Raw genomic sequence first — 13,774 nt, 5'->3', positions numbered from 1 at the left:
ACAAGTCGAGGGGTTCCCTCGGGCACCAGCACTTCCACGAACCGCCGCACAGCTCTGGCAGGTGCCCTACTCCAGCACCGGCAGCAGCTCCGGCAGGTGCCCGTCCGAGGCCAGCGCCGCGGCCCGGCGCTCGGCGGGCACCTCGCCGTAGGTGGTGGTGCGCTGGCGGTGCGGCCGGCCGGCCGCCTCGGCGATCGCCTGGAGGTCCCGGACGGACTTGTAACTGCCGTACGCGGAACCGGCCATCCGCGAGATGGTCTCCTCCATCAGGGTGCCGCCCAGGTCGTTGGCGCCCGAGCGGAGCATCTCGGCCGCGCCCTCGGCGCCCAGCTTGACCCAGCTGGTCTGGATGTTGGGGATGTGCGGGTGGAGCAGCAGCCGCGCCATCGCCACCACGGCCCGGTTGTCCCGGGCGGTCGGGCCGGGCCGGGCGATGCCGGCCAGGTAGACCGGCGCGTTGGTGTGGATGAACGGCAGTGTCACGAACTCGGTGAAGCCGCCGGTGCGCTGCTGGATCCCGGCGAGCAGCCGCAGATGCCCCAGCCAGTGCTCCGGGGTGTCCACATGGCCGTACATCATCGTGGACGAGGAGCGGATGCCCAGCTCGTGCGCGGTGGCGACGACCTCCACCCAGGTCGCGGCGGGCAGTTTGCCCTTGGTGAGCACCCAGCGGACCTCGTCGTCCAGGATCTCCGCCGCCGTACCCGGGATGGTGTCCAGGCCCGCCTCCTTGGCCTGCTGGAGCCAGTCGCGGATCGAAAGCCCGGTGCGGGTGGCGCCGTTGACCACCTCCATCGGCGAGAAGGCGTGCACATGGATGCCGGGCACCCGCTTCTTCACCGCCCGCGCGATGTCGAAGTAGGCGGTGCCGGGCAGGTCCGGGTGGATGCCGCCCTGCATGCAGACCTCGGTGGCGCCGACCTCCCAGGCCTGCGCGGCCCGGTCGGCGACCTGCTCCAGCGAGAGGGTGTAGGCGTCCGCGTCGGTGCGGCGCTGGGCGAAGGCGCAGAACCGGCAGCCGGTGTAGCAGACGTTGGTGAAGTTGATGTTCCGGGTGACGCAGTAGGTGACGTCCTCGCCGACCGCCGACCGCCGCACGTCGTCGGCGATCCGGCAGAGCGCGTCCAGCGCCGGGCCGTCCGCGTGGAACAGCGCCAGCGCCTGCTCGTCCGTCAGCTTCACCGGGTCGTCGGCGGCCACCGCCAGGGCCTCGCGCAGATCGCCCGCCGGCCGCTCGGGCGCGCCGTTCGCGCCCACCTGCTCGCGCAGCACCTCCCAGTCGCCGTAGACGTCCTCGAAGTCGGCCCGGCGGTCGCCGGTGCGGCCCTCGGTGTCGATGGCGGTGTGCAGGTCGGTCCGCCCGTAGGAGGCGGGCAGGTCCTCCGGCTCCTGCCAGGGCCGGCCCTGGACCACCGCGTCCGGGCGGGCCAGCCCGGTCTCCGGGTCGGCCAGCGCCCGGACGTGCGGCAGCACCCGCGGGTCCAGCCAGGGCTCGCCGTGCCGGACGTACTCGGGGTAGACGGCGAGGCGTTCCCGCAGTTCGAAGCCGGCGGCGGCCGAGTGCCCGGCGAGGCGGTCGATCTGCGGCCAGGGGCGCTCGGGGTTCACATGGTCGGGTGTCAGCGGCGAGACGCCGCCCCAGTCGTCGATCCCGGCGCCGATCAGCCGCTCGTACTCGCCGTCGACCAGGTTCGGCGGGGCCTGGAGGCAGGCGGCCGGGCCCATGATGTGCCGGGCCACCGCGACCGTGGCCACCAGCTCGTCCAGTTCGGCGTCGGGCATGCCGCGCATCGCCGTGTCCGGCTTGGCGCGGAAGTTCTGCAGGATCAGCTCCTGGATGCCGTGGTAGGCCCGGGAGACCCGGCGCAGCGCGAACAGCGACTCGGCACGCTCCTGGTACGTCTCGCCGATGCCGATCAGCAGGCCGCTGGTGAACGGGACGGAGCTGCGCCCGGCGTCCTCCAGCACCCGCAGCCGGACGGCCGGCTCCTTGTCGGGCGAGCCGTGGTGCGGGCCCCCGGGCTCGCTCCAGAGGCGGGTGGCGGTGGTCTCCAGCATCATGCCCATCGAGGCCGAGACCGGCTTGAGCCGCTGGAAGTCCGTCCAGCCGAGCACCCCGGGGTTGAGGTGCGGCAGCAGGCCGGTCTCCTCCAGGATGCGGATGGACATCGCCCGGACGTAGGCGATGGTGTCGTCGTAGCCGTGCGCGTCCAGCCACTCGCGCGCCTCGGGCCAGCGGTCCTCGGGCTTGTCGCCGAGCGTGATCAGGGCTTCCTTGCAGCCCAGTTCGGCGCCGCGCCGGGCGACGTCCAGCACCTCGTCCGGCGACATGAACATCCCGTGTCCGGCCCGTCGCAGCTTGCCGGGCACGGTGGCGAAGGTGCAGTAGTGGCACTTGTCGCGGCAGAGCCGGGTGAGGGGGATGAAGACGCTCTTGGAGTAGGTGATGACACCGGGCCGCCCGGCCGCCGCCAGCCCCGCGTCGCGTACCCGTGCGGCGCTCGCGCACAGGTCGCGCAGGTCGTCGTCTCTGGCCTGGAGCAGGACCGCCGCCTCGGTCGCGTCCAGCGCGACGCCGTCCCGGGCACGGCGCAGGGCGCGCCGCATCGCGTTCGCAGTCGGGGTGCTTGTTGCGTCCATGGCGCGACCCTACGCCAGTTCTCGTACGTCCGGAGGAGGCAGACCCTGAGGGCGTCTCAGGGTCGGCTGCGACACCGGGACTACCCCGATCTGGCCCTGCAGAGCGATGCCTCCACGGGCCGGTGGCCGTGTAATGGAGGGGCACAGGCAGTCGGTCACGGCTACGGAGGGGTTGCTCGTTATGACGGACGACACGACGACCGAGGACTACCGGGGCGGCGGCGCGCCGTACCGGTCCGGGCGGCGTACGGCGGTGCGGGTGGTGGTACCGGTGGCGGTGGCGGGGGTGATCGCCGCGGGGATCGGCCTGGTGCCCGCGCTGGCGGACGACTCCCCGCCGAACCTGCCCGCGCTGACGGCCGAGCAGGTGGTGGCGAAGGTGCTCGGTTCGCAGGCGCAGACGCTCTCCGGCACGGTCTCGGTCTCGGCCGACCTCGGGGTGCCCAGTCAGCTGCTGGGGGCGGCGGCCGGCGGCGCGATCGCGGGCGGCGGCGGTTCCGGGTCCTCCTCGGCCGCGCCGGGGGCGAAGCTGGGCGGTCTGCTCGGCGGCGACCACACCCTGCGGGTGGCGGTGGCCGGGCCGGACCGCCAGCGGGTCGACCTGATCGAGAACCTGGCCGGGTACACGCTCGTCCACAACGGTGACCAGGCCTGGGCCTGGGACAGCTCCACCAACGAGGCGGTCCACCTGACGCTCCCGCAGGGCGCCCACCCCCAGGGCGCCCGGCCGGAGGGCGTCCCGCTGACCGGGGTGCCGACCACCCCGCAGGAGGCCGCCCGCCAGTTCCTCACGGCGGGCGCGGGCACCACCGCCGTCACCGTGGACGGCACGGCGAGCGTGGCCGGGCAGAAGGCGTACCAGCTTTCGGTGAAGCCCACCCAGTCCGGTTCGACGATCGGCGAGGTCCGGATCGCGGTGGCCGCCGACAACGGAGTGCCGCTCGCGGTGGTGGTCAAGGGCGCCGACGGCGGCACCGTGCTGGACGTCCACTTCACGGACGTCTCCTTCGCCGAGCCGGCCGCCAGGACCTTCGACTTCTCGGTGCCCAAGGGCGCCAAGGTGACGGAGCAGAAGACGGACGGGCCGCAGGGCGGGCAGGCCGGCCAGGGCGGTCACGCCGCGCCGGACGCGCAGGGCGGGCCGGCGGGCCGGGGCGGCCACGCCGGGCCGGACGGCCTGAACGTGGTCGGCGAGGGCTGGACGGCGGTGCTGAGCGCCCAGCTGCCGACCGGCGAGGTCACCGTGCCGAAGGAGGCCAAGCCCGGGCGGCACGACGGCAAGAGCCAGGGGCAGAACGGCCACGGCGGGGGCCAGAGCCTCCAGTCGCTGGTGAAGGCGCTGGGCAAGCCGGTCGGGGGCGGCACGCTGATCAGCACCAAGGTGCTGAACGTGCTGGTCACCGAGGACGGCCGGGTCTTCGCGGGCGCGGTGACGCTCCCGGTGCTGCAGAGCGCGGCCGGGGTGAAGTAGGAGTGACGAAGACTCCCGTAACGGGGGACGTTACGGAGTCGGCCGGGGGCCGGGGCGCCGAGACGCGCCCGGCCCCCGTGGCCGTTCCCGCCGCCGTCCCGTCCGCTGCCCCGTCCGGCGTCCCGTCCGACGACGTGATCAGGACCAGGGGCCTGACCAAGCGCTTCCGGGGCGGCCAGCTCGCCGTGGACGGGCTGGACCTGACGGTGCCCAGGGGCTCGGTCTTCGGCTTCCTCGGGCCCAACGGCTCCGGCAAGACCACCACCATCCGGATGCTGATGGGCCTGATCGCGCCCACCGCGGGTGTGGCGACGGTGCTCGGCGAGTCGATGCCGCAGTCCGTCTCCACGGTGCTGCCCCGGGTCGGCGCGCTGATCGAGGGCCCGGCGCTGTACGGCTTCCTCTCCGGCCGGGACAACCTGGCCCGGTTCGACGCGGCCGACCCGACGGCCGACCCGCGCACCCGGCAGCGGCGGGTCACCGAGGCGCTGGAGCGGGTCGGGCTGACGGCCGCCGCCGGCAAGCGGGCCCGGGCGTACTCGCTGGGCATGAAGCAGCGGCTCGGCCTGGCCGCGGCGCTGCTCCAGCCGCGCGAGCTGCTGGTGCTGGACGAGCCGACCAACGGCCTGGACCCGCAGGGCATGCGGGAGATCCGGGCGCTGGTCCGGGAGGTCGCGGCGGAGGGCACCACGGTGTTCCTCTCCTCCCACCTGCTGGACGAGATCGAACAGGTCTGCACGCACGCGGCGGTGATGTCGCGCGGCCGGCTGGTGGTGCAGGGCACCGTCGCCGAACTGGCCGCCCGGGCCCAGGGCCGGCTGGTGGTCCGCACGCCGGACGTGGCACGGGCCGCCGAGGTGCTGGCGGCGCACCGGGTCGCGGCGGTGACGGCCGGGGAGGGCCGGGTGGACGGCGAGCTGGGGGCGCTCTCCGACGAGGTGCTGCCCGGGCTGTGCGCCGCGCTGGTCGGGGCCGGGGTGCGGGTGCGCGGCTTCGGGGTCGAGCGCGGGACGCTGGAGGACGCCTTCGTGGCACTGACCGGGGAGGGCTTCGATGTCGCGGGCTGAGCAGGCTGAGCAGGTCGGGCGGGCTGAGAAGGTCGGGCAGGTCGGGTCCGGCGGGCGGATCGGGGCGGCCGCGCCTCCGGTCGGCCGGCGGCCGCAGACGGCGGCCGGGTTCCTGGCGCTGTTCCGCAGCGAGCTGCGGCTGACCTTCCGCCGGGTCCGGACCATGGTGCTGCTGGCGATCCTGGCGTTGCTGCCGGTTCTGATCGGCGTGGCCGTCAGGATCGAGACGGACGGGTCGCACGGCGGCGGGGGCCCGGCCTTCATCGCGCAGGTGACCCAGAACGGCCTGTTCCTGGTGTTCACCGCGCTGGCGATGGCGCTGCCGGTCTTCCTGCCGATGACGGTCGGTGTGGTCGCCGGGGACTCCGTCGCGGGCGAGGCGGCGGGCGGCACGCTGCGCTATCTGCTGGTCGCGCCGGCCGGCCGGACCAGGCTGCTGGCCGCCAAGTTCACCGCCGGGCTGGTGTTCTGCCTGGCGGCGACGGCGACGGTCGCGCTGGCGGCGCTCGCCACCGGCGCGGCGCTGTTCCCGCTCGGCGATGTCACGCTGATCTCCGGGGACACCATCGGCCTCGGCTCGGCCCTGCTGCGGGTGGTGCTGGTGGCCGGTGTGGTGGCCGCCTCGCTGGCCGGGCTGGTGGCGATCGGGCTGTTCATCTCGACGCTCACCGGCAGCGGCATCGCGGCGATGGCCGCCACCGTCGGCCTGGTGATCACCGTCCAGATCCTCGACAGCTTCCCGCAGCTGCACGCGATCCAGCCGTTCCTCTTCACCCACCACTGGCTGAGCTTCGGGGACCTGCTGCGGGAGCCGATGTACTGGGACGGTGTGCTGAAGAACCTCGGGCTCCAGGCCGCGTACGTCGCCGTCTTCGGCTCGGCCGCCTGGTCGCGCTTCTCCAGCCGGGACATCACGGCGTAGGACGGCGGGGGCTTCCCGGCGCCGGGAAGCCCCCGCCGGGCGGTTCAGCGGGTGGCCGCCGGAGCGGTGGCGGCCTCGGTGCCGGCCCCCGCGGCGAGCCCCGCGGCGAGCGCGGCCCGCTCCGCGCGGTCCGCCCGCACCCGGCGCAGCGCGTCCCAGGTGAGCAGCGCCAGCGCGGCCCAGACCAGGGCGAAGCCGGCCCAGCGGGCGGGCGGCATGGACTCGTGGAAGACCGCGATGCCGATCAGGAACTGAAACACCGGCGCCAGGTACTGCAGCAGCCCGAGCACGGTGAGCGGCACCCGGACCGCCGCCGCGCCGAAGCAGAGCAGCGGGATCGCGGTGATCACCCCGCTGAGCATCAGCAGCCCCGAGTGGCCCCAGCCGAACGAGCCGGCCACGGTGTGCCCGAAGGTGCCGCGTCCGCTGATCTCCAGGTAGACCAGGTAGCCGACCGCGAACGGGAACATGAAGGCGCTCTCGGCCGCCAGGCTCTCCAGCCCGCTCAGCCCGACCTTCTTCTTCAGCAGCCCGTAGGTGGCGAAGGAGAGCGCCAGGGTCAGCGCGATCCAGGGCAGCCGCCCGTACCCGACGGTCAGCACGGCCACCGCGAGGGCGCCGACCCCGACGGCCGTCCACTGCGCCACCCGCAGGCGCTCCTTGAGCACCAGTACGCCGAAGGCGATGGTCACCAGGGGGTTGATGAAGTAGCCGAGGCTGGTCTCGACGACGTGCCCGGCGTTGACGGCCCAGATGTAGACGCCCCAGTTGACCGAGATCACGGCGGCGGCCGCGCCCAGCATGGCGAGTCGGCGGGGCTGGCGCAGCAGCGGGCGTATCCAGCCCCAGTGCCGCTGGGCGATCAGCAGCAGCAGCACGGCGACCAGTGACCAGACCATCCGGTTGGCCAGGATGTCGTCGGCGGCGCCGGGCTCCAGCAGCGGCCAGAACAGGGGGAAGAGCCCCCACATCCCGTAGGCGGCGACGCCGTACCAGAGACCCCGGCCGGCCTCCCGCTGATCTGTCTCCGGCATGACGGCCTGCCCTCCGAAACGCGCGCGTGTGTCGAGCCGACGGTAGCGGGCGGGAAGGCAGACTGTCATCTCCGTATTCGGTTTTTGGTCATGACATTGCCGGGCGGGACCTGTCGGGCGGGGCCTGTCGGGCGGGGCCTGTCGGGGCGGCCGGGCCCCGCAGGCGGCGTCAGCCCCGGAGCGCGGCGCTCACGCTCTCCGCCAGCGGGACGGTCGGCCGGCCGGTCAGCCGGGCCAGGTCACCCGGGGTGCCCGCCAGCTCGCCGCGCGCGATGCCCGCGTCCACGTCCACCAGGATCTCCGCGAAGCCCTGCGGCAGACCGGCGCCGACCAGCACCTCCAGGTGCTCGGCCGGGTGCTGGCCGCGCTGGCCGAGCGCGGCTACCGCTTCAGCGAGCTGCGCCGCCGGGTCTCCGGCGTCAGCGAGAAGATGCTCGCGCAGACCCTCCAGACCCTGGAACGGGACGGTTTCGTGCTGCGCGAGGCCCACCCCGTCATCCCGCCCCGGGTCGACTACAGCCTCACCCCGCTGGGCCGGGAGGCCGCCGGGCTGGTCGCCGCCCTCGCCCGCTGGTCCGAGGAGCGCGTCCCGGCCGTCGAGCAGGCCCGCGCGGAGTACGACGCCCGGCCGCGCTGAGCCGGGCCGCGCCGCCCATGAGGCGGCTGTCGATCAGTGTCCCGTCGGCCCGTTCTCCGCGATCCGGCCGTTCTCCGCGATCAGTGCCGCCAGCCCGTCCAGCACCCGGACCAGGCCGAAGGCGTACGCGTGGTCCGGGCTGTACGCACCGCCGTGGGCCTCGCCGGCGGCGGCGCCGACCCGGGCGGCGACCGGGTAGCGCTCGGCGTCGAAGACCCGGGCGAGCAGGTCGGCGTTGGCGGCCCACCACTGCCCGTCGGTCATCGCGCTGTCCTGCCGGGCGGCCCGCTCGTCGGCCGCCATCCGGGCGCAGGTCTGGACGAAGCCCAGCAGGTGGGTGAGGGCCGCGTCCAGCTCCACGTCGGGCAGGCCGGAACCGGCCAGGGCGCGCAGCTCGTACTCGTACTTGGCCATCAGGCCCGGGCCCAGCGGCGGCCGGCTGGTGGAGACGGCCGCCGCCCAGGGGTGGGACCGGTAGAGCGCGCGGTTGTCGTCCGCGACGGCGGCGGCCCGGGCCCGCCAGCCGTCACCGGCCGGGGCGGTCCGCGGCATCGCCGCGTAGACGGTGTCCAGCATCAGGTCGAGCAGCTCGGCCTTGCCGGGGACGTAGGTGTAGAGCGCCATCGGCGAGAGCCCCAGCTCCTGGGCGACCCTGCGCATGGTGACGGCGTCCACGCCCTCGGCGTCGGCGAGTGCGATGGCCGCCGCGGCGATCTCCGTCGTCGAGCGCGCCTGCCTCGGGCCGCGCCGGCCCGGCTTCTCCTCCGTCGCCAGCCCCCAGAGCAGGGCGAGGGTGCGCGCCGGGTCTCCTGCGCTGCTGCGGTCGGTGGCCATGGGGGAAATCCTTGCACGGCCGCCGCCCCGCTACCGTCTACCCCATGACCAGCCCCGGAGCCGAACCCCTGCCCGGCACACCCGCGCCGGAGCCGCTGCGCGTCCGCGTCACCTGCCGGCGCTGCCACCGGCCCCTGCACGACCCCGAGTCCCGCATGCTCCGCCTCGGCCCGGAGTGCCGCGACCCGGCCGAACGGGTCCCGCGCCACGAGGTGGAGCAGGACCCGCTGCCGGGGATCGGTTAGGGGGCCCGCGTCATCCGGACCGGCTCAGCGGGCTGTCCACCGGGCCCAGGGCGAGGATGCGGTCGGCCGTGCGGGCGAAGCCCTGGTCGTGGGTGATCAGGAGGGTGGTGCGCCCTGTCATGAGGTGGCGCAGCGGGGTGATCACATGGGCGGCGGCCTGCTGGTCCAGGCCCGCGGTGGGCTCGTCCAGGATCAGGACGGGGGTGTTGCGCAGGAAGGCCCGGGCGATGGCGATGCGCTGGCTCTGTCCGCCGGAGAGCTGGAAGCCGTCCTCCCCGATCTCGGTCCGGTAGCCCTGCGGCAGGGCCATGACGAAGTCGTGGGCACCGGCGTTGCGGGCGGCGTTCTCGATCTCGCTCCGGGACGCCTCCGGCCTGCCGTAGGCGATGTTGTCCCGGATGGTGGCGTGGAAGAGCGGCGCCTGCTGGGGCAGCAGGGTGATGGCCTCGCGCAGTGAGGCGAGGGTCAGGTCCCTGAGGTCGTGGCCGTCGAGGCGGACGGCTCCGGCGTCCGGGTCCAGGAAGCGGATCAGGAGCTTCGCGAGCGTCGACTTGCCGCTGCCGCTCGGCCCCGTGATCGCCAGGACCTCGCCGGGGCCGATGTCGAAGGTGAGGTCCGTCAGCACCGGCCGGCCGGGGGTGTTCGGGTAGCTGACACCGACGCCCTCGAAGGACACCCGCCCTTCGACGTCGTGCACGTCGCGGGCGGTGGGACGTTCCTGGACCGGGCTGCGCATGTCCAGGAGTTCCAGCACGCGTTCGGCCGAGGCGCCTGCCGCGCCGATGACGGTGGCCAGCCCGGACAGCTGCTGGGCCGGCTCGAAGAGCTGCGCCATGAAGGCGGCGAAGGCCAGCAGTCCGCCCAGGGTCAGCGCCCCGTGGTCCAGCTCGTAGGCGCCGACGCCGACGACGACGAGTCCGGCGATCACTTCGAGAACGCTGAGCACCGGCGGGTAGAGGCCGGCCACCCGGGCGGCGCCGAGTTCGCTGTTCAGCAGGGCCGTGCCTTCCCGGTGCACGCGCTCGACCTCATGCTTCTCCTGGCCGTGGGTGTGGGCGACGACCGCGTTGCGCAGGCTCTCCTCCAGCACGGCCGTGACGCTGCCGACCCGTCGGCGGACCTGCCGCTCCCGGGCCATGATGCGGCGCCCGAAGAAGCGTGTGGAGAGCCAGAACAGGGGTGCCACGGTCAGGGCGGCGAGCGTCAGCGGCCAGCTCAGGTACACCGCCGCCGCTCCGAACAGCACCAGACTGACCAGCGCCGTGCCCCCGGTGATCAGGCCGGAGGAGACCAGCTGCTCGATGGCGGCGATGTCCGCGGTGAGGCGGGACATCACGTCGCCGCGCCAACGGCTCTCCAGCGTGTCGGGGGTCAGCGTGTGCAGATGGGCGACGGTGGCCGTCCGCAGCCGCAGGATGTACCGTTCGGCCACTCTGGTGGCCGCGTAGCCGCCCGCGAAGGCGAACAGCGCCCCCACGACGGCCACGGCCACCATGGCCCCGGCGAGCGGCCAGAAGGCGGAGAAGTGTCTCGGCACGAGCACGTCGTCGATCAGGTACTTGAACAGCCAGACCGACACCACCTCACCGAACGCGCCCAGGAGGAGCAGGCCCGCGCTGACCGGCAGCCACCGCGCGTCGGGGTGCACCCACGGCCAGAAGCGCCGGAAGGCCTCCCGCAGCGGGACGGTACGTGCCGCCGCCACCGGTCCCTCGGCTCTCAACGCGCTCGAACCGCTCGATGCGCTCGATGGGCTCGACCCGCTCGATCCGCTCGATCCGCTCGATCCGCTCGATCCGCTCGCCAGGGGATCGGTCCGGGGTTCCAAAGACATCGCTTCGGCCACAGAATCACTGCCCAATCATGGAAGCAGGGACCGGCGGCGTACCGCCGGTCCCCGGCATGGGAGTTAATCCCAGCTCGACCTAGGAGATCAGTACCACCAACGGTCACGGCGTCCGTATCCGAAACCCCGGCCGTATCCGCGGCCACGGCCGAAGTCGCCGCGACCGAAGTCACCGCGTCCGAAGCCGCCGCGTCCACGTCCGAAGTCACCGCGACCCCGGCCTCGACCCCGGCCGAACCCGCCATCGAAGATTGCCATCATGGTGTCCTTTCTGTGATGGCACACTGCCGGACCCGCGTCGCCCCTGTAAGGCAGGCTGCGGCTGAACCGACAACATAGGTATGCCATTGATTGGAAAGGGGGTTCTTGCCACCCACACGCTTGGCGCACGGGTCGAACCCGTTTCCATACCTCCATTATCCGCCTTCGCCAGGAATGCGCGCCCGGGGCAGAGAGCGGGTGACGTGCACGTGCACGTGCACCCTCACTTGGTGGCATGCACACTCACTCTCGGCTGGTGACAGGCGTGTTCACCCTCGGTTGGCGATGGCCGCGGCCAGTTCGGCGACGCCTGGATGCCTCGGCACCCCGTGGTGGCCACCGGCCGGTTCGGTCACCGCCGGGGGGACGGCGGAGTAGCCGGAGTGCCCTTCGGTGAACGAGCAGCTGTCGCCCGCGGCCTTGCGGACGGTCACCGACGCGCTTTCCGACGTTCCGTCAGTTCTACGAAACCGTCATCGAATTCACAGGTCTCGCCGACGATCCCGGCGATCCGCCGGATCAACTCCTCGTCCGGCTCCGGAAGAAGGCGGTGGACGAAGGCGACGAAGCCGTCCTCGTCCCCGGCCTCGGCCAGGCAGCGCTCCAGCCCGAGGCCGCCGATCGAGCCGGTGAACACGGAGAAGGGGATCGCCACGTACGCCGGGACGCGGCACCCTGGCCTGCCCGGGTCCGTACCGGCGGGACGGGGCCCCGGGCTCAGGCGGGCAGCGGTGGGGGCCTGCTCAGCCGCGGCCGAGGAGGCGGCGGAGGAGGCCCGGGCGGGGTGCCACGGGCTTGGGCTCCGCGGCTTCCTCGGCCTCCGTGGCCTTCTCGGCCTCCAGGGCTTCCTCGGCCTCCTCGGCACCCTGGGCCGCCCTGCCCCCTGCGGCCTCCGGGTCCTCCGCTTCGGCGGGGGCCGGCGCCTTCGCCTGCTCGATCGCCTCCCGCTCGCGGTGCTCGTCCTCCTCGGTGGGTTCGGCGGCACGGGCGAGGTCGTCCCGCTCGATCAGGCGGCGGGCCAGGTCGAGATCGGCCTCGTCCAGCCACGGGCAGGCCAGCACGAGGGTGCAGACCGACCGCAGCACGGTCACCTCGCGCCGCTGGGACGCCTCGGCCGAGTACCGCAGCCGGGTCCGGAGCTGGGCGGCGATGTCGGCGCGGACCTCGGGGTGCGTCCAGCCGATCGCGGTCAGGGCGAAACCGGCCGCCTCGACCACCCAGTCCTCGGAGCCGAGCAGCAGGTCGAGCAGTACCCGGCGGCGGTCCGAGCCCTCCCACGGCTGGTCGGTGCGGTGGTGCGCGATGCCGAGGCAGGCGAAGGACTGGACGGCGCGCACCCAGAGTTCGGGCTGGTGGGCCAGCAGCGCCTGCCCCAGCTCCTCCTCACGCGGCGCGGGCGGGTGGGCGAGCACGCCGACCAGGTCGTCCAGCGGCAGCGCGGCGAGCCGGACCGCGTGGTCGTACGCGGCGGGCAGGCTCGGCCAGACGATCTCGGCGGTGCCCCGGACGAGTTCGGCGCCGCTCGCCGAGGGCGGCGCGACGGCCGGGCGCGGGTCGGTGCCGTCGTACGTCCAGACCCGGGTGCCGACCTCGCGCAGCGGCAGCCGGGGGTCGGGGTCGAGGACGGCCCGGTACTCGACGGTCGCCCGGGGCAGCGCCAGGTGGAGGGCCAGCAGCGAACTGGGCGGTTCCAGCGCCGAGACGGTGCACGTGATCTCGTTGTCCCGGCCGGTGTCGGACGACTTCAGGACCTGGTGGAGGACGTTCACCGTGGCCTCGGTCGCGCCGGGCACCATGCCCAGCCAGGGCTGCCGCCTGCAGAGCCGGGCCAGCAGATCGGGTGCGTAGTCGTGCTCGGGGTGGGCGCGGTAGTGGTCGACCAGCGCGACCAGGTGGGCGGTGCCGCCGTCGGCGGCGTGCCGCAGGCCGTGCAGCGCCGGGCCCGCCTTGGGGTGGTCCGGCTCGGTGGCGAGGACCCGGTCCAGCCAGGGCAGCCCCTCGGCGGGCCGGCCGGTGGCCCCGTACAGCTCGGCGATGTCCACGGCGAGGTAGGTGTCGGAGGGGTCGCGGGCCAGCTCCGCCTCCCAGACCTCCAGCGCGCGGTCCGGCTCGCCGTGGGCGCGCAGGGCGTTGCCGAGCATCACGGCGGGCAGGTACTCGGGCGCGAGGCGGTGGGCGTGCTCGGCGAGTTCCACGGCGCGCGCGGTGGCACCGAGGCGCCGGGTGAGCCCGGAGACCACGGCCAGCAGCAGCGGGTGGTCCGGGTGACGGGCCACCACGGCCTGGGCGAAGTCCTCGAACGGCTGGACGGCCGGGCGCAGTTCCTCCGGCAGCGGGTCCGGGAGGGTACCGGCGGCCCGCATCACCGCCTGGGTGACGGCGTCCGGGGAGACCAGCTCCGGCAGGTCCTCCCGGCCCAGCCAGGCGGTGTGCGCCCAGGGCTTGCCGGGCTCGTACTGGATCGCCGAGGCGAGCAGCGCGACGGCGGCGTCCCAGTCCCCCGCCGCCGCCTCGACGTGCGCCCGGCAGACCACGGTGCCCAGGTACACCTGCCCGTCGAGCGGGAACAGCTCCCGCGCCGCCTCCGCGCCGCCCGCACGGGCCCACAGCTCGGCCAGTGCCTCGTGCAGCTCGGGCAGTTGGGGGTCGGTGGTCATCGCGTCCGCGAGGTGGTCGGCGGCGTGCGGGAGGTCCCCGGAGTCCATGGCCAGCCGCGCGACGGCCACCTCCCCCTCGGCCGCCAGTCGCTCGTCGCAGCCGTCGGTGTGCTCCATGGTGTCGCGTCCCCCGTCGATCCGTTCCAGCCGTGCGCGGACG

At 74.1% G+C, this 13,774-nt stretch carries 13 protein-coding genes; 5 read left to right on the top strand and 8 right to left on the bottom strand.

Annotated features, from left to right (window positions below; all coding sequences use genetic code 11):
- Nucleotides 1-66 precede the first annotated feature (66 nt).
- Nucleotides 67-2,640 (bottom strand): bifunctional FO biosynthesis protein CofGH, encoded by a 2,574-nt coding sequence (locus ACIQIB_RS34500; RefSeq protein WP_400762860.1) that lies wholly within the window; start codon nucleotides 2,638-2,640, stop codon nucleotides 67-69.
- A gap of 181 nt (nucleotides 2,641-2,821) precedes the next feature.
- Here ACIQIB_RS34500 and ACIQIB_RS34495 point away from each other — a divergent pair, with 181 nt between their 5' ends.
- From ACIQIB_RS34495 to ACIQIB_RS34485, 3 genes are all read left to right on the top strand, one after another.
- Nucleotides 2,822-4,111, top strand: a complete 1,290-nt coding sequence (locus ACIQIB_RS34495) for a DUF2092 domain-containing protein (RefSeq protein WP_363606895.1) — start codon at nucleotides 2,822-2,824, stop codon at nucleotides 4,109-4,111.
- A 77-nt stretch (nucleotides 4,112-4,188) separates the two neighbouring features.
- Nucleotides 4,189-5,178 carry an ABC transporter ATP-binding protein gene (locus ACIQIB_RS34490; RefSeq protein ID WP_363606894.1) on the top strand — a complete coding sequence of 330 codons (990 nt, stop codon included), beginning with the start codon at nucleotides 4,189-4,191 and terminating at the stop codon, nucleotides 5,176-5,178.
- A complete protein-coding gene (locus ACIQIB_RS34485) occupies nucleotides 5,165-6,100 on the top strand; it encodes an ABC transporter permease (RefSeq protein WP_400762858.1) in 936 nt (311 codons plus the stop codon). Before ACIQIB_RS34490 ends, ACIQIB_RS34485 begins: the two co-directional genes overlap by 14 nt.
- Nucleotides 6,101-6,144: 44 nt before the next feature.
- Here ACIQIB_RS34485 and rarD read toward each other — a convergent pair whose 3' ends face one another.
- Together rarD and ACIQIB_RS34475 are read right to left on the bottom strand one after the other, a co-directional pair.
- Nucleotides 6,145-7,134, bottom strand: a complete 990-nt coding sequence (rarD, locus tag ACIQIB_RS34480) for an EamA family transporter RarD (protein ID WP_400762856.1) — start codon at nucleotides 7,132-7,134, stop codon at nucleotides 6,145-6,147.
- A 169-nt stretch (nucleotides 7,135-7,303) separates the two neighbouring features.
- Nucleotides 7,304-7,471, bottom strand: a complete 168-nt coding sequence (locus ACIQIB_RS34475; RefSeq protein ID WP_400762855.1) for a hypothetical protein — start codon at nucleotides 7,469-7,471, stop codon at nucleotides 7,304-7,306.
- On the opposite strand from ACIQIB_RS34475, the gene ACIQIB_RS34470 reads away from it, so the two are divergent.
- Nucleotides 7,445-7,771 carry a winged helix-turn-helix transcriptional regulator gene (locus ACIQIB_RS34470; protein ID WP_400762892.1) on the top strand — a complete coding sequence of 109 codons (327 nt, stop codon included), beginning with the start codon at nucleotides 7,445-7,447 and terminating at the stop codon, nucleotides 7,769-7,771. The genes ACIQIB_RS34475 and ACIQIB_RS34470 overlap by 27 nt on opposite strands.
- Before the next feature lie 33 nt (nucleotides 7,772-7,804).
- Here the strand turns inward: ACIQIB_RS34470 and ACIQIB_RS34465 are convergent, their stop codons facing one another.
- Nucleotides 7,805-8,605, bottom strand: a complete 801-nt coding sequence (locus tag ACIQIB_RS34465) for a TetR/AcrR family transcriptional regulator (protein ID WP_400762853.1) — start codon at nucleotides 8,603-8,605, stop codon at nucleotides 7,805-7,807.
- A 44-nt stretch (nucleotides 8,606-8,649) separates the two neighbouring features.
- Between ACIQIB_RS34465 and ACIQIB_RS34460 the strand changes: the two genes are divergently transcribed.
- On the top strand, nucleotides 8,650-8,850 hold the full coding sequence (locus ACIQIB_RS34460) for a DUF6011 domain-containing protein (RefSeq protein WP_363606886.1): 201 nt from the start codon (nucleotides 8,650-8,652) through the stop codon (nucleotides 8,848-8,850).
- A 10-nt stretch (nucleotides 8,851-8,860) separates the two neighbouring features.
- Here the strand turns inward: ACIQIB_RS34460 and ACIQIB_RS34455 are convergent, their stop codons facing one another.
- The 4 genes from ACIQIB_RS34455 to ACIQIB_RS34440 all read right to left on the bottom strand — a co-directional run bounded on the left by ACIQIB_RS34455 (nucleotide 8,861) and on the right by ACIQIB_RS34440 (nucleotide 13,731).
- Nucleotides 8,861-10,555 carry an ABC transporter ATP-binding protein gene (locus ACIQIB_RS34455; RefSeq protein WP_400657074.1) on the bottom strand — a complete coding sequence of 565 codons (1,695 nt, stop codon included), beginning with the start codon at nucleotides 10,553-10,555 and terminating at the stop codon, nucleotides 8,861-8,863.
- Between the two features lie 671 nt (nucleotides 10,556-11,226).
- Nucleotides 11,227-11,391, bottom strand: coding sequence for a hypothetical protein (locus ACIQIB_RS34450; RefSeq protein WP_400762851.1), 165 nt, complete (start codon nucleotides 11,389-11,391; stop codon nucleotides 11,227-11,229).
- Nucleotides 11,388-11,594: a hypothetical protein gene (locus tag ACIQIB_RS34445; protein WP_400762849.1), complete on the bottom strand. Its 207-nt coding sequence runs from the start codon at nucleotides 11,592-11,594 to the stop codon at nucleotides 11,388-11,390. The genes ACIQIB_RS34450 and ACIQIB_RS34445 overlap by 4 nt, the downstream gene beginning before the upstream one ends.
- A gap of 106 nt (nucleotides 11,595-11,700) precedes the next feature.
- Nucleotides 11,701-13,731: a hypothetical protein gene (locus ACIQIB_RS34440; protein WP_400762847.1), complete on the bottom strand. Its 2,031-nt coding sequence runs from the start codon at nucleotides 13,729-13,731 to the stop codon at nucleotides 11,701-11,703.
- Between the last annotated feature and the right edge of the window lie 43 nt (nucleotides 13,732-13,774).

This window comes from Kitasatospora sp. NPDC092286 (assembly GCF_044755565.1).
In the GTDB taxonomy this organism is placed as follows: Bacteria; Actinomycetota; Actinomycetes; order Streptomycetales; family Streptomycetaceae; genus Kitasatospora.
The sequence above is the reverse complement of the archived record's forward strand: the minus strand, read 5'-3'. Positions and strand labels throughout refer to the sequence as shown.